Origin of the sequence: Brevibacillus sp. HB1.4B (assembly GCF_013284285.1) — a bacterium.
GTDB classification, from domain to species: domain Bacteria; phylum Bacillota; class Bacilli; order Brevibacillales; family Brevibacillaceae; genus Brevibacillus; species Brevibacillus porteri.
The window spans coordinates 1-20,120 of the sequence record NZ_JABSUT010000007.1 but is presented as its reverse complement, the minus strand read 5'-3'; the positions used below and the strand labels follow the sequence as shown (position 1 = coordinate 20,120).

Below are 20,120 nucleotides of genomic sequence, written 5' to 3'. Positions count from 1 at the left end.
GCGATCACCCTTTTCCTAAATAGCTGACCGTAATGCCGCGTTCTCTCATGCTGTCATAAGCAAGCGGAGAAACAATTGCACCTTTTTTCACGATCAAAGTCGTATCGCGAAGCTCAGGCTGAGATCTGATCCAATCCGCTGTCAACAGCTTCCCGGAAAAGACAGCTTCTTGCTCATCCAAAGGAGTCAATGTCGGTTGTTCTGTCTTGGTAGTAATCTCCACTTTTTGCAACTGAGACTTCAGCTTAGAAACCACGCGATCAGCCAGACGGCGTTGTTCTGCAAACTCCACACCCAGTTCTTTCATGCTCTCAACGTGACGGTTGAACAGCTTTTCATAAGCAGGTGTCAGTGTCAATGTTTGCAGGGTACGACGGTCTGCGCGCTTGATTCCTGGCACATCGGAACCAGCGATGACGAATTTACCCGTCACCAATGCGGAAAAGACGATTTCCGCTTTGATTGTTCCTTTTAGACCGGAAGCAATTCTCGCTGCATTATCCAAATCGATTTCAGGAATCACGATACCGACATAATCTTTCGGCACTTCCAACGGGGCAGGAGCGTACTCATCTGCTGTAAGGATTCTGCCTGCTCCCCCACATTCGATCTTGTGCATGCCAAGCCAAGAGGAGGTTTCTCCATCCAGGAAGAGAATGTCATGGCAGATCCCGTGGTTTTTCAGTTGGATAAAATGATCCTGATAAGCCTCATGAGCCTGGCTGTCACAAAAGACGTACAGGACACGAGGCGATTCGCTTTTCTTTTCTGTATTCATCGATTGCAAAATTTCTTTCGTAATCGACGCCACCATTTCTCTGATGTCCATCAAGCTCTACCTCCGTTAGCCGGAGTAAAATTGCCCGTTCTTGCCGATCACTTTTACCCGGTCTCCCGTTTTCAAATTAGCGGCATTACCTTCATCCGTATCAACGTGGAAATCAAGTGCGAATTGCGGATGCACACGAACGACTACATCTGGATAGATGATTGGACGATCGCTTTGCGTCGCCAGGATCAGTGAATCGCCATCCTTCACTTGATATTGCTCGGCATCTGCAGGAGACATATGAACGTGGCTCTTCGCTACGATTACGCCTTTGTCCATCACGACTGTCCCTTTTGCCGTAACGAGTACCATACCTGGTGTTCCTTCAATATCTCCAGACATACGCACAGGTGCTTGAACACCTACTGCAAAGCCGTCTGTCCGGGAAATTTCCACTTGTGTCGCGCCACGAGCTGGTCCCAAAACGCGAACCCCGTGGATGCTGCCTTTTGGTCCCACGATGGTGACTGTTTCTTGGCAAGCAAACTGGCCCGGTTGCGACAAATCACGCATTGGCGTCAATTGATGTCCGGCTCCGAAAAGCTTCTCGACATCTGCTTGCGACAAATGAATGTGACGGTTAGATACGCCCAAAGGAATTTCTCGCACTGCCTCGGCAGCTTGATTGGTGGAAGGCTGCTGGTTCTGATCAACTTGTTTCACTTGAATCCCTCTTCCTTTCAAGAAATCTGCCGCTGCTGGTGTTATTTTATCCCCTTTCTCAACGAGAAAGGGGTTTGGAATACCTGACTTATGCATTGCTCTCAAGGATGCTTCTGTAATCACTGCCATAGGGAATTATTATCCTTCGAGTTTAGGCAGGATCAGTTCAATGTCTCCATGAGGGCGTGGAATTACGTGAATAGATACGAGCTCTCCTACTTTTTCAGCAGCAGCGGCGCCTGCGTCAGTGGAAGCTTTTACTGCACCTACGTCACCACGTACCATAACAGTCACGAGACCGCCACCTACGTGTACTTTACCAATCAGTTTTACGTTAGCTGCTTTTACCATTGCGTCAGCAGCTTCTACTGCTCCTACCAAACCTTTTGTTTCTACCATTCCCAATGCGGACATTTCTCCAGCCATTTTCATTTCCTCCTTAATTATATCTCCAAAATTTTAGTGTTTTACGACTCTAAGTCGTCATTTCTGTTAACACCGATTTGATGATGTTTTTGATCTCATCGCGGCTCAAACCGACATTCATGGAAGAGACAGCCTGTAGGACAGCTTCTTCCGCTTGTGTCGCAGGAGCTGCTGATACTGGCGTTGATTGCGGCATTTCTTTGATGCCAAATGCAACACGCTTGATGTTGAACATGTGCTTCGCACCGATGTTATCGGAAGTGATGTTGCCCCCTAAAGAACCGCATCCAAGTGTAAACGCCGGTTGTACGCCAGTCGTTGCACCAATTCCTCCGAAGGTCGTACCCGTATTTACCGGAATTCTGGATGCTGGCATTGCTTGACCATACGCTGCGATGACATTGTCATCCTGGGCGTGAATACCCGCTGTATGTCCAAGACCACCATGTTCCAACAATTCGCGGCAACGAGCAAACGCTTCGCTGTCGCCTTGAACCGTGTAAAGGGCAAGGATCGGTGCCAGTTTTTCAACGGACATCGGATACGCTTTGCCTACATTGTTCTCCTCCGCAACCAGGACACGCGTATCAGCAGGGATGGTAATACCCGCCATTTGCGCGATCACATGTGGAGAGCGGCCAACGATCTTCGCGTTCAGCGAGCCGTTTACCATGATGATAGCAGCTACTTTTTCCTTCTCTTGCTCGTTCAGGAAGTAGGCGCCTTCACGTTTCAGGGCTGCAATCAATTGGTGTTTAGTGGATTCCTCCACTACCAATGCTTGCTCAGAAGCGCAGATTGTACCATAGTCAAACGTCTTGCTCTGCACGATGCGTCTGGCAGCAGCAGCAAAGTCAGCAGTGTGGTGGATGTAAACGGGTACATTACCAGGTCCAACACCGTATGCCGGCTTACCGGAGCTGTATGCTGCGCGTACCATCGGCGTTCCGCCAGTCGCGAGAATCAGATTGGTCAGCTTGTGCTTCATCAGCTCATTTGTCCCAGGAAGCGTAGGCTTCGTAACGCAATGGATCAACCCTTCTGGTGCTCCAGCCGCTACTGCCGCCTGTGCCATCAGTCGCGCTGCTTCCAGCGTGCATTTGGCTGCCGACGGATGCGGGCTGAATACAATCGCATTTCTCGCCTTGAGGGAGACCATCGATTTATAAATAACCGTGGACGTCGGATTCGTGGAAGGTACAACCCCTGCTACGATACCAAATGGCTGCGCCACTTCCCACACCTTGTTCTCTTCGTCCTTACGGATGATGCCAACCGTTTTTACATCTTTTACAGATGCGTACACATCTTGTGCAGCAAACAGGTTTTTCATCCGCTTGTCAGCGACGTTACCAAAGCCTGTTTCCTCCACAGCCATTGCTGCCAGTCGATCAGCATTTTCTACGCCCACTTTGGACATAGCTTCGATGATCCGGTCAACTTGCTCTTGGCTGTAGGTAGCGAATTTGGCCTGTGCTTCCTTCGCTTGTGCGAGGTAGGTACGCACTTCCTGTATGGAATACAGATCAGCGTCGAGTGTCATTAGGCTTTGTCACCTCCGCCTTGTTTCTCTTCCAACAGACGAATGAGATCTTCTTTCTTCGCCATGTTGATTTCGTTCGTTGTCAGCGGGAAGTCCGCATACGAACGCGCCATTTTGCGCAGGTCATTGATGGACTGATCTTGCAATCCTGACACTGGCGCTTTAGCCGGCTCTGCCTTACCCTCTTCTTTTACTTCCGGTTTCAGCAGGTTTTTAATCATTTTTGGAATATTTTCGTCAGGACGTGGAATCACGTGCGAGTGCAGCAATCTTCCGACACGTCTCGCAGCGTCAGCGCCAGCATCTACTGCCGCCATAACCGAAGATACATCCCCGATCACGTATACAGTGACGATTCCTGCGTCCGCTCCTTCATAAGAGACGACTTTAACGTCTGCCGCCTTAGCAGCAGCGTCTGCGGCAGCGATGAGAGCAGGCAAGCCCAGCGTCTCGATCATGCCGAGTGAATATGTTGTAGCGCGCATTTACATTACCTCCCCTTCAAGAGAGAAAATCCCTATTATCGTTTGACAGGCTGTTGGGCGACACTTCTTACGGCCTCGGCAAAAGCATCGGCGGCTGCCGTGCATGCCGACTGGCTGCCAGTGAGTAGCGCTCCCCCAAAGTTCGTTTCTGTCGGTGGACCAAAAAATTGAACCATTTGTACATCTGCAGCCTTGAGGGCGGCATCAATACCATACATGGCCTCCAGCGGCGGAGCGATCAAGTAAGCAAGCGGCTCACCTTCGCGGATTCCGGCGGTTTGAGACAAGTAGCTGCCCGTCCGCGACACAACATGGGCGTAATACGCATGCGTCCCTTCATCATTCAAAGAGTAAAAGCATGCTCCGCTTTCCATAAATGCAACGGCTGCATCCAGTCCGCTCTGCACCTCCGATGGCGTCGCGCCTCCGATCATCCCGATGAACTCGCCGGACAACGGTCCAGACGCATGGCCTGAGCCTGCATAAAACGACTTGGCATACACAACTTCTACCGCTGCCTTTTTGGTCGCTTCATCAATGGCCGTATACCCCACATCGTCAATCGTAGAGGTCAATAGCCCCAGACTTCGGATATGAGAAGGCAGGTTCAGCTTCTCCGCAAATTGTGGATCGACATTGGGAATCAGTCGGATCGCAAGCGGCGTCGCTCGAATTGGTTTTTCCATGCGTGTCACTCCTTTCAAGACAACATCCCTGATCAAAAGTAAAAAAAGGTGCCTAAACACGAAAAAATAAGCCGTGTTCAAGGGCACCTTTGCCTTTTGATTATTCACTTGTGGGTAGAAGATTACACGCTATTTACGTGGTCTTTTACCTGTCTCTAATGTAGAACAAGGCACAGAAAAATGCAAGCGTTTTCGGCATTCCGTCACTTTTCCATATTCCGGTCATATTACGGACACACACCCACGTTAAATTTGTGTTGTAGCCGAGACGGGCAAGCCCGCAAGCAAGGCTCACCACAATCTAAAGACCCCCAAGGAGGAATTTTACAATGAAAAAGAAAATGGCAATGACAGTTATGGCTTTGGCAGTATCCGCAATGGCAGGTTCCGCGTTTGCGGCAAATGAACCAGCGAAGACGACTGGTTCTTCTGCTCCACTGAAAATGGTGACCAAAGATGGTACAGATGCTCTTCAAAAACCGATTTTTAACCTGGAGCAAATGGCAAAGGAAAAGGGCATCACTGTGGAAGAGTTGATCAAGCAGCTTGAAAAAGAAGGCAAACTGACGAAAGGAGCAGCTACTATCACGAAAGACGGCGATCTGACAACTAGCTTCTCCTTCATGAAATTCGATGCCAACAGCGATAACATTAAGACGTTCAACCTAGATGAAATGGCGAAAGAAAAAGGGATCTCTGTAGAAGAGTTGATCAAGCAGCTTGAAAAAGAAGGCAAACTGACGAAAGCAACAGCTACCAGCAACCCAGACGGCACCATTCCGGGCTTCGCAGTCATTTCTCTCGATCCTGAAAACAAGGACGGCGGAGCATTCATCGCTCTGGACTCTACTATGAATCTGGAAGAAATGGCGAAAGAAAAAGGCATCTCCGTAGAAGAGTTGATCGAGCAGCTTAAAGAAGAAGGCAAACTGGCAACGAATGTTTCCATGACAACAACTATCAATTTGGAAGAAGTAGCAAAAGAAAAAGGCATCTCTGTGGAAGAGTTGATCAAGCAGCTTGAAAAAGAAGGCGGGATCTCCACTGGTGAAGCAGCTTCCTTTACTCAACCTGCAATCAGTTTGGAGCAAATGGCAAAAGAGAAAGGAATCACCGTTGACGAATTGATCAAACAGCTCGAAAAAGAAGGCAAGATCACAAAAGGTGCAACAGTCTCAGTAGCTGCCATCAAAAAATAAGCGTTGCCTTTCAAGCACACACAAAAACCTCTGACAGGAAACTGCCAGAGGTTTAGTTATGCCCTTCGCCATTTTACGGACACATAACTCCATTATGCTAAACAACTGAACAAGAACATTTTTTACAAATGATGTCACTCAAAATGATGTCTATCATTGCTATGATAAGTACAAATTGACTTGAGATAGATAGGAGGTGTTTCTTCGTGAAACGAATTCTACTCATCGAGGATGAAATGCCGATTGCCCGACTTGTCCAGGTCTACCTGGAACGGGCGGGCTATGAGGTAAAATGGAATGAGGGTGATCACGAGGCAATCCCGACTTTTTTCTCCTGGAAACCAGATCTTGTCCTGCTTGACCTGATGCTGCCCGATCATGACGGCTTGAATATACTCGATCAGATTCGCCAATACGGCAGTTGCCCTGTCATTATCATCACGGCGCGCGGTACCGTGCCAGACAAGCTCCAAGGACTTGCACAAGGTGCAGATGATTACATCGCCAAGCCATTTGATCCAGAAGAAGTGCTCGCCCGTGTACAAGCTGTGCTCCGCCGTTCCTCTTATATCGCCGAAGCAGATACGATCAGACTCGGGACACTTTCCATAGATGTTACGGCCCAAAATGCCTTGATTGGAAAAACACCCCTTGCCTTGATGCCACGGGATTGGCAGCTGCTCGTTTTCCTGGCGCGACATCCGAACCAATGCTTCAGCCGAGATCAGTTGCTGGATCAGGTATGGGGAATGGATTTTGAAGGGGGCGATCGCTCTGTGGATACCGCAGTGAAGCGCTTGCGCAAAAGCTTGCTGCCGTGGCCGACTTCCGAAGGGGAAATCAGCACAATCAGAGGAATGGGGTATAGCCTGCGTGTTTACTAAACGAACTACTTCTACTAGAACTGCTGTGCCGCTCTTGCGTTACTGGACGTGGCGCTATGCCTTGATTTTATCGGTCATTCTTTTTGGCATTGGCTTTTTTGGCATCTATTGGATTAACAAAGCAGCTACAGAACAACAGTTTCAGGTATTGGAAGCAAGAACAGAGTTGCTCGCTGATTCGTATACCAAGGTGTTGCTTGCCAAGGACACCTCGACTTCTCCTGTAAAGATAGAGGATTTGGCACAAACAACTGTTGGTATCTCCAATCAGGCTGTCACTGCTGTGACTGGCCCTGCGTCTCCGGCTATTCCTTACACCGCAACACCCGCAGCCAATACCGCCATGATCGCATTTCGAGTCATGCCGACTGTCCCAATCGATCACGTGGTACAGATTTACGATGATGCGGGCAAGACGTTCAAGAAGGAAATGGTGAGTCAGACGACGACCGCTACCATTGCGCAGTTACCTACCCCTGCCCAACCGGTGGACAAAACTAAAGAAATACGGGAGGTTGTTGCCACAAAGGGAGCTACCTGGCTGCGTGTGGGTGTCCCTTACTATGAACACAATACAGTCGCAGGCACCTATTACGTCAGTACCCCCCTTAACAATGATTTGGTTCACACGTATATCACGATCATGGTTTCTATCGGAATCATCACTTTGTGCGGTTGGGCCATCGTCTATGTACTTTCTCGCTCGTTAACACAGCCCCTGCGGCAGTTGGCAATAGCGGCAGAGCAAATATCCAGCGGGAATTATTCGCCTTCCTTGCCCAATTCCTCCAAAATCAAAGAAGCAGAAATCAGTCAGCTGGTTCATTCCTTTGACGAAATGGCGAAAAGACTTGGACAACTAGAGCGGATGCGCACCGACCTTTTGGCTGGTGTTTCCCATGAGCTGCGTACCCCTGTCACCTCGATTCGCGGAATGATTCAAGCGGTGAAAGACGGCGTCGTAAAAGGTGCAGATGCGGATGAATTCATGCAAATCAGCATGGACGAAGCTAAGCGACTCCAGACAATGGTCAATGACCTCCTCGATTTCTCCTCCATGGAAGCAGGTGAAGTTTTCGTCGAGAAGCAGTCCATTCAGATCGACAGTACGTTGGATCAGATAGTCGCACAGGTGCAAACCTTGCCCTCATTTGCCAACGTATCTGTGACAGTTAACCCGACTGGACAAGAAATCGTATGGATCGGCGATGAATCACATGTCAAACAAATTTTGCTCAATTTATTAGGGAACAGCGCTGCCGCAAACGCAACGCAAATCAAGATCGACGTTCACAACCAAAGCAGCTTCCTCTTCATCGATGTAACTGACAATGGAAAAGGAATTCCTGAGTCAGAGGTTCCTTTCATTTTCGAACGGTACTATCGTGGGGATAGCAAACGCAAAAAGAAGCAAGGCCTGGGGCTGGGCTTGACGATCTCCCGCCTATTGGCAAAGGCACACGGTGGAAATGTCGAATTGGTTCAGACTTCTCCAGAAGGAACAACCTTTCGTCTTACACTCGCCCATCCAGACCCGTCCGCTTGAAATGAAAAAGAGGAAGCAGCACGTACCGCTCGTGCCGCTTCCTCTTTTACGTATGGGCACCCTCCGGCACATGCGTGCGGATAAGATCCATGAAAATGTCCAATGCTTTGGTATGAAACTCGTCGGATTTCGTGACGAGCGAAAAATCACGGGTAACCGGTGTCCCCGTCACCTTCAATGTACAGAGCGTGCCGAGCTTACGTTCTTTGCGTATGGCCCAATAAGACAGTAAGCTGATTCCCAGGCCAGCCTCCACTGATTCCTTGATTACCTGTGTACTGCCGAACTCCATTCGCTTTTGCGGTGTGAATTGCAGCTGGCGAAACATTTTTTCAGCCGCTTCCCTCGTGCCTGACCCTTCTTCCCGCACAATCCACGTTTCCTTCATTAGTTCGTCAATGCTGACCTCTGTCTGCCCGGCCAATCGATGCTCTGGCGAAGCAATCAAATACATACGATCATCAGCAAACGGCTCCACGCACATTTTTTCGTCCACATACTCCCCCTCAACAATCCCGACGTCGAGTTGTCGCTTCGCCACCAGCTCAGCAATGACTGTGGAATTGTGAATCGTAATCGTCGGGGTAATCATTGGGTAATACTGACGAAGACGTGCAATGACATGAGGTAGCACATACTCTCCGTATGTGTAGCTGGCGCCAATCGTCAAATTCCCGCTTGGTGTATTCATCAAATCATCCACGAGGCTCTGCATCCGCGTGTACAAGCCCAAGATCTCCCGAGCGTGATGATAGACAATATCCCCCGCTTTATTCAAGCGAACATATTTGTTGCTTCGCTCCAGGAGCTTTGTCCCTATCGTGCGCTCGAGCGCATGAATATACTGGCTAACGGCAGGCTGCGTCATATGGAGCTCTTCTGCGGCTCGGGAAAAGTTCTGTCTGTCTGCAACGGTCACGAACACAAGCAAATGCTGATCCAACTGCCTTCACTCTCCTTTCCACCACTAACCATTCATTTCACTTATGATGATCATCGCAATGATTTATTTTTCTTATTATAACAGTTGCCGTATGCTGAGTTTGTAAAACTTTTCGAGGAGTGATGGCAATGGCAACTCCAATTAAAAGCAGCGTGCCATTGAATGAAAGCAATGCCAGTGTACAGCCCGCAAAAAACAACGAAAGCAACCCTGTATCCTTCTCGCTGTGGATAGCTGGAATCGCTTTTACTTTTTTCATCGCCCTGACAGGCTACGGCTTAGCAAAAATACCTGGCTTTCAACAAGTTGGCCCCCTCGCCTGTTCGATCCTGATCGCGGTCGCATACCGGCATTTTCGTGGATATCCGGAAGCATTGCGATCAGGGATTCAATTTTCCGCCAAACGCTTACTGCGTCTGGCTATTATTTTGTACGGTCTTAAGCTCAATATCGACGTCGTCTTGAATCAAGGCCTCGGGCTTCTCGTCTATGACGCTGGTGTTATTATTTTTGCCATCGCGGTTACGATGCTGATAGCCAAGTGGCTGAAAGCAGACACTTCCCTCTCCCTTATGCTCGGAGTCGGTACAGGCGTCTGTGGAGCAGCGGCGATAGCAGCCGTCTCCCCTATCGTTGCTGCCAAGGATGAAGATACCGCCATTGGGGTAGGAATGATCGCACTCGTCGGAACCTTATTTGCTATTTCCTACACGATCTTGCGTCCATTCCTTCCCCTGTCCGCGGTCGAATACGGCATGTGGTCTGGAATTAGTCTGCATGAGATTGCGCATGTCGCATTGGCTGCTGCACCGGCAGGTCAAGATGGGCTAGCGATTGCACTGCTGGCAAAATTGGGACGTGTGCTTCTGTTGGTCCCGCTCTGTTTTATCCTGATGGTTTGGATGAAACGTTCCGGGAAGTTACAAAGTGGTACCAAGATCGAATTCCCTTGGTTCCTGATCGGCTTCCTCGCCATGAGTGTTTTTGGAAGCTACATTCTCGGTACAACGATTCCTGTCTCAGAAGCGTTCCATAATGGCGTCGCCAATGTTACAACCTTTGTGCTCACCATGGCGATGGTCGGGCTTGGCCTAAATGTCGATCTGCGGGCACTTCGAACAAAAGCGGCGCGCCCACTGATTGCTATGAGTATTACCTCGATTCTTTTGTCGGTGCTCTCCTTTGCATTGGTATAAAAAAATTGTGGATAACCAGACATGCGGGTTCGAATTCGCCGATTTCTTGATGATCGGCGAGTTTTTTGTGGATAAGGACAAAGATTATCCCCATATGTTGATAAAGATGTGTACATCTTTGCCGAGGGGGATCTATATGTCGAGAAAATGGTTGCGGAGACGGCCGAACATCTTATTTATCATTGTGGATCAGGAACGATTTCCCCCTGTTTATGAAGGGCCTGCGATACGTGCATGGAGTGAGGATACACTCCATGCTCATGCTTTTTTGCGAGAGCATGGGTTGGAGTTCGAGCGTCATTACGTCGGCTCTACAGGCTGTTGCCCAAGCAGAGCCACCTTGTTCACCGGTCAGTACCCCTCTTTGCACGGCGTCACCCAGACCAGCGGCGTGGCTAAACGATCTCCCGACAGCGACATGTTCTGGCTCGATCGCAATACCGTTCCGACGATGGGAAATTTTTTTCGTCAAGCGGGCTATCGGTGTTTCTATAAAGGCAAGTGGCATATATCCGATGCTGACATTTGGGTACCGGGTACCCATTTTCCCATCCCCAGCTATATTCCTGTAACGGGAGTTCCTGATCCGGATAAAGAGCGCTTATACTTACTTGCTGATCGGCTAGACGGCTATGGCTTCTCCAGTTGGATAGGGCCTGAACCACAGGGGATAGCGCCTCACAACTCCGGTTCGTCCGCAGCCATTGGCGTAAACGGTCGTGATGTGGTGTACAGCAGTGAAGTCATCGAGCTGCTCCATGCATTAGACCAGGAGAAGAACTCCGTTGAAAGCTACCATCCTTGGCTGATCGTGGCGTCTTTCGTCAATCCACATGATATCGCCATCTATGGGGATATCTCTGCGGGCACACCATTTTTTCGCTTCCATGTGGATAAGTCCGTTCCCGCTGTTGCCCCGCCCCCTACTCAGCACGAATCCCTTGCGACAAAACCGCGCTGCCAAGCGAGTTATCGGGAGGTATATCCACAAGCGTTCCAGCCCATTTCGGACCAAACCCATTATCGAAGACTGTACTATCAGCTCCAGAAAAACGCCGATCGGGAAGTCATGCGTGTTCTTGAAGCACTCGTCGCAAGCTCGTTTTATCCCGAAACACTAGTCGTGTTCACATCCGATCACGGCGAATTGTTGGGGGCTCACGGCAAGCTGCATCAAAAATGGTACTGTGCCTATGAAGAGGCGATTCACGTTCCCCTCATTATCCACAACCCACTCCTTTTTCCACACGCAACCTCAACAAAGCTGTTAACCAGTCATGTGGATATTCTTCCGACACTGCTCGGTATGGCTGGAGTTGACACAGACAGGCTTGGTGAGGAACTGACCTTCACGCATAGCGAGGTACGACCTCTTGTCGGTCGTGATCTTACTCCCATCATCTTGTCTCACGATACGGAATCTATCTCCACTGAACCGATCTACTTCATGACGGACGACGATGTGACAAAAGGACAGCATCAAGTGAGCGTGCAACACCAACCCTATGACTCTGTCATTCCTCCGAATCGGATAGAAACGGTCCTCTCCTACATGCATTCTGCCGGGCACAGCGCTTTATGGAAATACTCCCGCTATTTCGCCGAGGATGTATACAACCCCACCATGATTGATTACGAATTGTACAATCTCACGAACGATCCTTTGGAAACACGGAATTTGGTAATCCCCCTCTACAAAACCACACACTCAGAGCGCATCCGCCTGAAAATGGAGCTGCTTTTAGAAGAACAACGAGCCCAAAAGCGATTGACACCCTTTTCTCACCCTTTCGCACATTTTCTGTCTACGTGAACTTTTCCGGAACAACAGAAAAACCCCTCGAATTTGAGGGGCTTTTCATCATTTCTCTTCTCTTCACTATTCCTGTTCGGTCAATGCTTTTTCCAATGCTGTCATCGCTTCTTGTTCATCGGCACCATCCGTAATCAGGGTAATTTCTTCCCCTTTTCCAATCGCTGCTGCCATAATACCCATGATGCTCTTGCCATTTACATTTTTCTCATTTTTGATGATTTTAATTTCACTTGAAAATGACGTGGCCACCTTCACAAAGTTCGCAGCAGGACGTGCATGCAGGCCGTGCGCCAATTGAACCACTAATTTTTTCTCTACCATTCTGATATGCCTCCTTTGCTATACTCTCTCCAGCCATTCCTTCACGAACGCCTCTACTTGCGCAGAAGTGCTCATTTGTAAAATCGTATCAATCTGTTTCGCTGCGTCCTCTACGCGCAAACGACTCAGCTGTTGGCGCGCAGGCAAAATGCTCCCTGCACTCATACTAAATTCATCCAGACCTAGTCCCAACAGAATCGGGATCGCGATCGGATCGCCCGCCATCTCCCCGCACATGCCGACCCATTTGTTCTGCGCGTGCCCTGCTTTAATGACGTTGTGCAGCAAGCGCAAAACGGCAGGGTGATAAGGCTGGTAGAGATAAGCGACCTTCTCGTTCATACGGTCGGCTGCCATTGTGTATTGAATTAAATCATTAGTTCCAATGCTGAAAAAGTCAACTTCGCATGCAAATTGATCGGCCATCAGTGCCGCAGCAGGGATCTCAATCATGATACCCACTTCGTATTGATCGGATACTACAATTCCGCGATTTACCAAAGATTTTTTCTCTTCTTCCAGAATCGCTTTCGCCTGGCGGAACTCCTCCAGTGTCGCAATCATCGGAAACATGATTTTCAAATTGCCGTGTACACTTGCGCGCAATAGTGCCCGTAGCTGTGTACGAAACAGTTCTTGGTTGTCGAGACACAGCCGGATGGCGCGATGTCCAAGAAACGGGTTCATTTCTTCTGGCAAAGCCAAGTAAGAGAGATGCTTGTCCCCGCCAATGTCCAATGTGCGAATAACCACCGGGCGGTCGCCCATATGCTCCAGCACATGCTTGTACGCAACGTACTGTTCCTCTTCCGTCGGAAAATCATTGCGTCCCATGTACAGAAACTCCGTGCGGAACAGCCCGACACCTTCAGCACCATTGGCAATAGCCCCAGCGACATCTTCAGGACTTCCGATATTGGCGGCAAGCTCGACATGATGATTGTCCAACGTGACCGTTTTATCGTTCACAAGCTTCGCCAGTTCAGCTTTTTGCGCTTTGTAATCAGCTTGCTTGCGTTTGTAGACAGCGATCTCTTCTTCACTCGGGTCAATAATCGCGATCCCTTCATGCCCATCGAGAATGACGAGTGTCGCGGGCTGAACCGAACGAGTAATCCCTTGTGTTCCGACAACAGCAGGAATCTCCAGAGAACGTGCCATAATCGCAGAATGCGAGGTTCGTCCACCAATGTCCGTAACGAAGCCTTTGACATAGCGACGATCTAATTGGGCCGTATCGGAAGGCGTCAAATCATCCGCTACAATGATCACTTCCTCTGTCAGCTCACCGAGTCCTGCAAATGGTACCCCGAGTAAGTAAGAAAGTACACGCTTAGTCACGTCACGAATATCTGCTGCTCTCTCCCGCATGTATTCGCTGTCCATTTGCTCGAAAAGTCCGATGAATGCTTGTGCGACATCATTCAAGGCACTTTCAGCGTTTGTCTTTTCGTTTGAGATTTTATCTTTGACGGTATCGACCAGTTCCGGGTCTTCCAAGACGAGCAGGTGAGCTTTGAAAATGTCTGCATGGTCCGTGCCCATCTCCTGCTCCACTCGCAGAACGATGTCCTCCAAATCATTTTTCGCTCGAGCCAATGCCTCTTGAAAACGTTGGATTTCACTCGCCGGATCTTCAATCGCTACGGTATTAATCTGTAAATCGGGCGTTGTCAGTAAAAACGCCTTACCAATGGCTATACCTGCTGAAGCTTTTACACCTGTGATCTTTTGGGACATCGTAACACCAGCCTCTCTCAATGGCTACCTGACCATTCCTTCAATCTACGTGCCTGTTCGCGCACGATCTCCTCAAGAGGATGCCCTGCCGGAATGCCGGTACAATTGTGTAATGTATTTTCCCATCCAAACTCTTTCAGGCTTGCTTGTATCCGTGCGGACTCCGCATCCTCGGGATAGTCGAATGCCAGTGCCGCTGCAATCGCCAGACCCAAATGCTCTGGGTTCATTCCTTTTTCCATGCATTGCAGCGCTGGGCCGACTAAACGATCATGCTGCGACAACTTGCGGATCGGCGAACGTGCCACCCTAACAATATCGTCAGACAGCAGCGGGTTGGTGTATCTGCCGAGAATTTTTTCTACATACTGCCCATGCACTTGCGGGTCAAATCCGTACTTGGCAGAAAGCAGTGCACCTGTCTCCTGGAGAGCCCCGCGTGTCGCCTGAACAATCCGGTCGTCTCGCATCGCTTCATCAATCGTTTTCATCCCCAGCTGATACCCCAGGTACGCGATGACCGCATGACCTGTGTTGACGGTAAACAGCTTTCTTTCGATGTACGGAGCAAGATCCTCCACATAGGTAACGCCCTCTATGGAAGGGATTTCTCCAACCATCTGCGACGAATCTACCACCCATTCGAAAAACGTTTCAACCATAACCAGCAGCTTGTCATCATGCTGCTGCAAAGGAACGATCCGGTCTACCGCTGCATTGGGGAATCCGATCCATTGTGCTGCCTCGGCTTGAACCGATTCCGTCAGATGCTCGTACACATGCTCCTTCAGCTTCTCGCTGCCGCCAATCATGTTTTCACATGCAATCACATTGAGTGGCTTCGCATGAACAGAAAGTCTCCGGGTAATGCCGGCTGCGATGGCCCCTGCAATATGCGGAAGAATGTTGGGACCCACTGCCGTCGTAACCAAATCGGCAGTTGCGATCGCTTCAGCTACCGCCGCTACATCCTGACCATTTATCGCTCGAACTCCTTCCACGACCGACTCCGGTTTTCCTGTTGTTGCTAGTTGCACACGATACATTTTTCGCTCATTCAGCTCATCGACCAAAGCCGCATTGACATCCACAAACGCAATTTCATAGCCAGCCTTTTGCAAAAGTTGTCCGATAAAGCCTCGTCCAATGTTACCTGCTCCAAAATGTACAGCTAGCATAGGAAATTACACCTCCTCGGAGAACATCGTGATGATTTCTTGCGCCGAAGCCGCGTTTACAATCCGCTTGACGTTTTCCTCCTCGGAGCAAAGAATCGCGATGTTCGAGAGCACCTCCAGATGCTCGTCTCCAACAGCAGCAATGCCCACCAGCAAATAAGCTGTGTTGCCCTCTCCAAAATCTACGCCCCCTGGAACCTGAACGATGGAGATCCCGGTAGATTGAATCTCTGCCTTGGATTCGTTCGTTCCGTGCGGGATGGCTACGCCGCTTCCGATGTATGTCGTCGCCAACTGCTCGCGCTCTTGCATTTTCTCTAGATACGCCTCTGTTACATGGCCTGCACGCACAAGCAATTCTCCTGCCAGTCTGATCGCTTCTTCTTTATTGGCTACCTTTGCATTCAACATGATTTTTTCTGCTGTCAGTATGTTTTTCATTTTGTTCTCTCCAATCCTATCTTTTTAAGGCAAAACGCATACATTTTGCCTGCTATATAATCAGCAATTTGCTGTGTTTCTCCTGTTTTCAAAACCGCTTGCATGTCTTCTTCAATCAAAAGGGAGCTGATCTCACTGAGTACTTCCAGCCCTTCCTTCGGCACTTCTTTCGGCCCTAACAAGAGTAGAAGCGTGTCAATGGATATCACTTCTTCATCCATCGAGCGAAGAAGGACGGGCTCTCGTAATTGATGAAACGTAAAAGACGCCTTGTTCACCGCTTCATTTCTTCCGTGGAAAAGGGCCAAGGATGTTCCCGGAATCCCCAAACCGCCGAGCTTTTCCCGCTCGATCAACTGCTTGACTACCGGTTCGACCTCCTCGATCGTTCCACGTTCTTTCAGCCTCATGCTGATTTGTCCCAAAAGCTGGGCGATGTCCTGAGCACGATTATCCCATCTCATTCCCCATAGCCCATCGTAAAGCTCATTGGCATACGCTGCGTAGTATTGCATGGCCCTTAGTTGTTCGATGGACTGCTGTCCTGCGGGAACCAGCTGACTTTTCTCCTGATGGGATCGTTTCTGACTCGTCGTGTGCAATTGATATTTAATTTTTTGGATATCGTCTGGCGGAAGCAGCGGGCTGACCACGACATATTCCGCTGGATCGAGCGGCAAGGGAAGGGTGGAAATGACCAAGTCATAATCCGTTGCCGGAACCTCTTCCAGATCAAACATGGACAGATTTTTCAAGCTGACGATCTCCGGTATTTCTTTTTTAATACGCGTTGCCAAAATCTTGGAGGAGCCGATCCCGCTGGAGCATACTACCAATGCCCGGTACCACTGCTGCTCATGGCGCGTTCTCTCCAATGCCGCACCTAGATGCATCACTAGGTACCCGATCTCTTCCTCTGGAACCTGTAGCTCTTGCAAAATCGTATGGACCGCTTCACTTGTTACAGCAAACAGCTCTGGATAGTTTTGCTTGATCTGCTCGAGAATCGGATTACGTATCTCCATCTTCCGCTGTAATCGGTACAACGCTGGCTCCAAATGCGTCAGCAGACCATGGAACAGCGAGGCGTCATCGCCAAGCGGAATGTCCAAGCGTTCTTCGCAGGCTTGAATGAAGCGTTTCGTAATGACCATGAGCTCTGTATTTTCTGGCCATACCTGGTCATCCGGAGAATGCCGCAGCTTGGCACCCCGCAAATGCATCGTAATATAGCCGATCTCATCTGCTGGGATCTCCATTTGGAAAATCTGCTTTAGCCGCTCCATGATGTTGCTGGCTATTTCGTACTCAGGTGTTCCAATCAATTCACTGAGGGTATTCTCGTCAAAATGAATGCCTTCCCCTTTTTCAATCCGTTCCATGGCCAATGCCAAATGGGTGACCAATCCGAGATAGGCGCTGTCTGCCAAAGGATAGGGAAGCTCCTCGTCCAGATGGCTCAATGCATTCTCGACCTTGATCAGCTTTTCCCGGTCAATCAAGCCGAGCAGCCGTTCCGAAATCGAGTCGATGTCTCGCAGTGCCTTGTTTTGAATATTTTCTTTGATAATCCCAATCAGCTCGTGATCGTCCAGATGCTCGGCAATCAGTCTGCTGATTGCCCGCCGCTTGGACGACTCTGTACCTTGCAACTCCACGCCATACCCTCGTTTTCGCAAGAGTGACAGATCGTATCGAGCGAGCATCGTCTCCAAATCATCCAGATCATGGCTGATGGTTGCCGTTGTCACTTTCAAATCGATTGCCAGCGAAATCAGTTTGACTGGCTCTGATGCCTCCAGGAGTGCGCACAGGATGATTGCCTTTCGTTCCTGCGCGGTGAATTCCTTCGTCATGTGATGCAGGACAGACATTCTGAGTGCACGCTTTTGCTCGTCAGTCCCCACCACTTCAAGACCTGAACCTGTTTTTCTGACCAGCTCCAGTTCAAATTCGTCAAACAAGGAAGTCAGTGCATCCAATTCTCGGTGAACGGTACGACCGCTTACACCAACCTGTTCGGCGATCGAACCCACGGTAACTCCTTTTTGTTCCTTCAATAAAATCTCGATAATGGATCGCTGTCGAGAGGATACATGCATGTCTTCGTTCCCTCCTTAACGCCAAAGAGGGAAGACGCTAGCTCCCACTAGCGTTGATTCCCTTTACCCCAGGCGTTTGACCAACTTGTCATACTCGGGACTATTCAAGAAATTTTCAATAGAGATATGCTCCGCAGAAGGCGCTTTGACCTGCGCTCTCTCTGTTAAAGACTTGTGCGTAATAACGATATCAGCGTCGCTTGGAATGTCGTTGATCGCCGTATTGATGACCGTAATCTCGGTCAGACCCGCATCCTTGAACTTTTTACGCAAGGACGCCGCTCCCATCGCACTGGAGCCCATTCCCGCATCGCAAGAGAAGACCACTTTCTTCACGTCAGCAGCAGCTACCTCATGCTTCACTGGAGCTTCTACCGCTTCTTGTTCCTGCGCTTTTTTGCCTTTCATCTCTTGCATTTTTTCTGTCGCTTTTTCCAGTTCATCCTCGTCTGTCTTCGCGCTCATTTTCAAGAGAGCAGATGCGATGAGAAAGGACACGACAGTCGCCGCCAACACACCAGCCAGTACCGGGAGCAATCCACCACGCGGTGCCATTGCAATCAAGGCGAAAATACTACCTGGAGACGGTGGCGCCACCAATCCTGCGCCGAGCAGCGTGAAGGTAAACACACCAGCCATCCCGCCACCAATGGCCGCGAGAATCAGACGCGGATTCATCAGCACGTACGGGAAGTAAATTTCGTGGATACCCCCGAAGAAGTGAATGATGACAGCACCCGGAGCCGATTGCTTGGCACTGCCTCTGCCAGCAAGCCAGTATGCCAACAATATACCCAGACCTGGTCCCGGATTGGATTCAAGCAGGAAGAAAACGGACTGACCCAACTTCGCCGCTTCATCCAGACCGATCGGACTCAAAATACCGTGGTTAATCGCATTGTTCAGGAACAGGATCTTCGCTGGCTCGATAAAAATGCTGGCAAGCGGCAACAATCCTGCACCTACAATGACTTCTACACCCCCTGCAAGCGCCTTGCTCAAGCCTGCAACGACAGGCCCAATTGCTTGGAAAGCAAACAGTGTCAGTAACCCGCCAACAATACCCGCGGAAAAGTTATTCACTAACATTTCAAAGCCGGAACGAATTTTTCCTTCGAACAACTGGTCCACTTTTTTCATGACCCAGCCGCCCAAAGGACCCATGATCATGGCTCCCAGGAACATCGGGATGTCTGCGCCTACGACAACCCCCATCGTAGCGACGGCACCTACAACCCCGCCTCGAACATCATGGACCATTTTCCCGCCAGTATAACCAATCAGCAGTGGCAGTAAATACGTAATCATCGGTCCAACCAGTTTGGCCAAATTTTCGTTAGGCAGCCAACCTGTTGGGATAAATAAAGCGGTAATCAACCCCCAAGCGATGAAAGCACCGATATTCGGCATAACCATTGCACTCAGGAATCGTCCAAACTTTTGTACCGAGACCCGTACTCCACCCGAAGCGTTTTTTGTTTCCACGCTCTCCATACTGCACCCTCCTTTACCCCTATTTATGAAATGTTGACATGATTGAAAAAGGTAATGTGTACACCTCAAATATAAAGCGTTTTCATAGGAGGTAACAACAAAATCAAAGCGCGAATTTGTCTGACTCATTGTTGCCAAAACTTAATTGCCCATAGGAAAAAGACCTCTGCCCAGTTGCAGAAGCCTTCTCCTTACAAACTCTCCGATTCAACCTTGATCACTTTTCCGGTCTTCACATCGACATCGATTTCAAACACCTGATTTTGCTCGGTGAGAATGATGATTTCATACGCGAGAACACCTTCGTCTTTTTCCAACTCAACATGAACAACTCGCCCTTTTACTTGCTGCAAGGCGATTCGTATGGCGTCTTCTTTGGTAATGTCTGTTGGCTCGATGATCGCAGAAATTTCCTTCGTTTGATCAAAGGAATGTCCAGTTGCATGAACCGACATCCCCCCTCCCAATACGGCGAGCCAAATACCAGCCCACTTTCCAATGGCTGTTTTCCTCATGCTTGCACTCTCTCCCTGCGCGAAAATTCGTGCCAAAGCACTCCTAGTTTGTCACGGATTCCCCTAAATATTCGCAGGCAGGTCAACACGAAAAAAAGACCGATGCGCACAAG

19 protein-coding genes are annotated in these 20,120 nt (G+C 49.4%); 5 read left to right on the top strand and 14 right to left on the bottom strand.

All coding sequences use genetic code 11. From position 1 onward, the window contains the following. Nucleotides 1-4: 4 nt before the first annotated feature. From HP398_RS17650 to eutL, 6 genes are read right to left on the bottom strand one after another with little or no spacing between them, the layout of a single operon-like run. The gene (locus tag HP398_RS17650) at nt 5-829 is read right to left on the bottom strand and encodes a hypothetical protein (RefSeq protein ID WP_017252515.1); all 825 of its coding nucleotides are present in this window, start codon (nt 827-829) and stop codon (nt 5-7) included. A gap of 15 nt (nt 830-844) precedes the next feature. Continuing rightward, nucleotides 845-1,621: a phosphate propanoyltransferase gene (gene pduL, locus HP398_RS17645; RefSeq protein WP_173619838.1), complete on the bottom strand. Its 777-nt coding sequence runs from the start codon at nt 1,619-1,621 to the stop codon at nt 845-847. A 9-nt stretch (nt 1,622-1,630) separates the two neighbouring features. Continuing rightward, entirely contained in the window at nt 1,631-1,918 is a 288-nt protein-coding gene (gene eutM, locus HP398_RS17640; protein WP_007720104.1) for an ethanolamine utilization microcompartment protein EutM, read from the bottom strand. Nucleotides 1,919-1,967: 49 nt separating this feature from the next. Next, nucleotides 1,968-3,461 carry an acetaldehyde dehydrogenase (acetylating) gene (locus HP398_RS17635; RefSeq protein ID WP_173623265.1) on the bottom strand — a complete coding sequence of 498 codons (1,494 nt, stop codon included), beginning with the start codon at nt 3,459-3,461 and terminating at the stop codon, nt 1,968-1,970. Next, the gene (locus HP398_RS31290; RefSeq protein WP_017252518.1) at nt 3,461-3,946 is read right to left on the bottom strand and encodes a BMC domain-containing protein; all 486 of its coding nucleotides are present in this window, start codon (nt 3,944-3,946) and stop codon (nt 3,461-3,463) included. Before HP398_RS31290 ends, HP398_RS17635 begins: the two co-directional genes overlap by 1 nt. A 35-nt stretch (nt 3,947-3,981) precedes the next feature. After that, a complete protein-coding gene (eutL, locus tag HP398_RS17625; protein ID WP_017252519.1) occupies nt 3,982-4,632 on the bottom strand; it encodes an ethanolamine utilization microcompartment protein EutL in 651 nt (216 codons plus the stop codon). 329 nt (nt 4,633-4,961) lie between these two features. Here eutL and HP398_RS17620 point away from each other — a divergent pair, with 329 nt between their 5' ends. The 3 genes from HP398_RS17620 to HP398_RS17610 all read left to right on the top strand — a co-directional run bounded on the left by HP398_RS17620 (nt 4,962) and on the right by HP398_RS17610 (nt 8,261). Further along, entirely contained in the window at nt 4,962-5,831 is an 870-nt protein-coding gene (locus tag HP398_RS17620) for a hypothetical protein (RefSeq protein WP_173623264.1), read from the top strand. 206 nt (nt 5,832-6,037) lie between these two features. Then, a complete protein-coding gene (locus HP398_RS17615) occupies nt 6,038-6,715 on the top strand; it encodes a response regulator transcription factor (RefSeq protein WP_017252521.1) in 678 nt (225 codons plus the stop codon). After that, a complete protein-coding gene (locus HP398_RS17610) occupies nt 6,705-8,261 on the top strand; it encodes a sensor histidine kinase (protein ID WP_173623263.1) in 1,557 nt (518 codons plus the stop codon). Before HP398_RS17615 ends, HP398_RS17610 begins: the two co-directional genes overlap by 11 nt. Before the next feature lie 46 nt (nt 8,262-8,307). Here HP398_RS17610 and HP398_RS17605 read toward each other — a convergent pair whose 3' ends face one another. Beyond that, the gene (locus tag HP398_RS17605; protein WP_173623262.1) at nt 8,308-9,204 is read right to left on the bottom strand and encodes a LysR family transcriptional regulator; all 897 of its coding nucleotides are present in this window, start codon (nt 9,202-9,204) and stop codon (nt 8,308-8,310) included. Between the two features lie 128 nt (nt 9,205-9,332). Here HP398_RS17605 and HP398_RS17600 point away from each other — a divergent pair, with 128 nt between their 5' ends. Together HP398_RS17600 and HP398_RS17595 are read left to right on the top strand one after the other, a co-directional pair. Then, nucleotides 9,333-10,400 carry a YeiH family protein gene (locus tag HP398_RS17600; RefSeq protein WP_017252524.1) on the top strand — a complete coding sequence of 356 codons (1,068 nt, stop codon included), beginning with the start codon at nt 9,333-9,335 and terminating at the stop codon, nt 10,398-10,400. A gap of 136 nt (nt 10,401-10,536) precedes the next feature. Then, nucleotides 10,537-12,213, top strand: coding sequence for a sulfatase family protein (locus tag HP398_RS17595; RefSeq protein ID WP_017252525.1), 1,677 nt, complete (start codon nt 10,537-10,539; stop codon nt 12,211-12,213). 66 nt (nt 12,214-12,279) lie between these two features. Here the strand turns inward: HP398_RS17595 and HP398_RS17590 are convergent, their stop codons facing one another. The 7 genes from HP398_RS17590 to HP398_RS17560 all read right to left on the bottom strand — a co-directional run bounded on the left by HP398_RS17590 (nt 12,280) and on the right by HP398_RS17560 (nt 20,007). Further along, nucleotides 12,280-12,537, bottom strand: a complete 258-nt coding sequence (locus HP398_RS17590; protein WP_173623261.1) for an HPr family phosphocarrier protein — start codon at nt 12,535-12,537, stop codon at nt 12,280-12,282. A gap of 18 nt (nt 12,538-12,555) precedes the next feature. After that, nucleotides 12,556-14,277, bottom strand: coding sequence for a phosphoenolpyruvate--protein phosphotransferase (gene ptsP, locus HP398_RS17585; RefSeq protein ID WP_173623260.1), 1,722 nt, complete (start codon nt 14,275-14,277; stop codon nt 12,556-12,558). A 17-nt stretch (nt 14,278-14,294) separates the two neighbouring features. Beyond that, a complete protein-coding gene (locus tag HP398_RS17580) occupies nt 14,295-15,455 on the bottom strand; it encodes a mannitol-1-phosphate 5-dehydrogenase (RefSeq protein WP_173623259.1) in 1,161 nt (386 codons plus the stop codon). Between the two features lie 6 nt (nt 15,456-15,461). Then, nucleotides 15,462-15,896: a PTS mannitol transporter subunit IIA gene (locus HP398_RS17575; protein ID WP_069849782.1), complete on the bottom strand. Its 435-nt coding sequence runs from the start codon at nt 15,894-15,896 to the stop codon at nt 15,462-15,464. After that, the gene (locus HP398_RS17570; protein ID WP_173623258.1) at nt 15,893-17,998 is read right to left on the bottom strand and encodes a BglG family transcription antiterminator; all 2,106 of its coding nucleotides are present in this window, start codon (nt 17,996-17,998) and stop codon (nt 15,893-15,895) included. The genes HP398_RS17575 and HP398_RS17570 overlap by 4 nt, the downstream gene beginning before the upstream one ends. A 63-nt stretch (nt 17,999-18,061) precedes the next feature. Then, a complete protein-coding gene (locus tag HP398_RS17565) occupies nt 18,062-19,492 on the bottom strand; it encodes a PTS mannitol transporter subunit IIBC (RefSeq protein WP_017252531.1) in 1,431 nt (476 codons plus the stop codon). 191 nt (nt 19,493-19,683) lie between these two features. After that, nucleotides 19,684-20,007, bottom strand: a complete 324-nt coding sequence (locus HP398_RS17560) for a PepSY domain-containing protein (protein WP_173623257.1) — start codon at nt 20,005-20,007, stop codon at nt 19,684-19,686. Nucleotides 20,008-20,120: the final 113 nt, after the last annotated feature.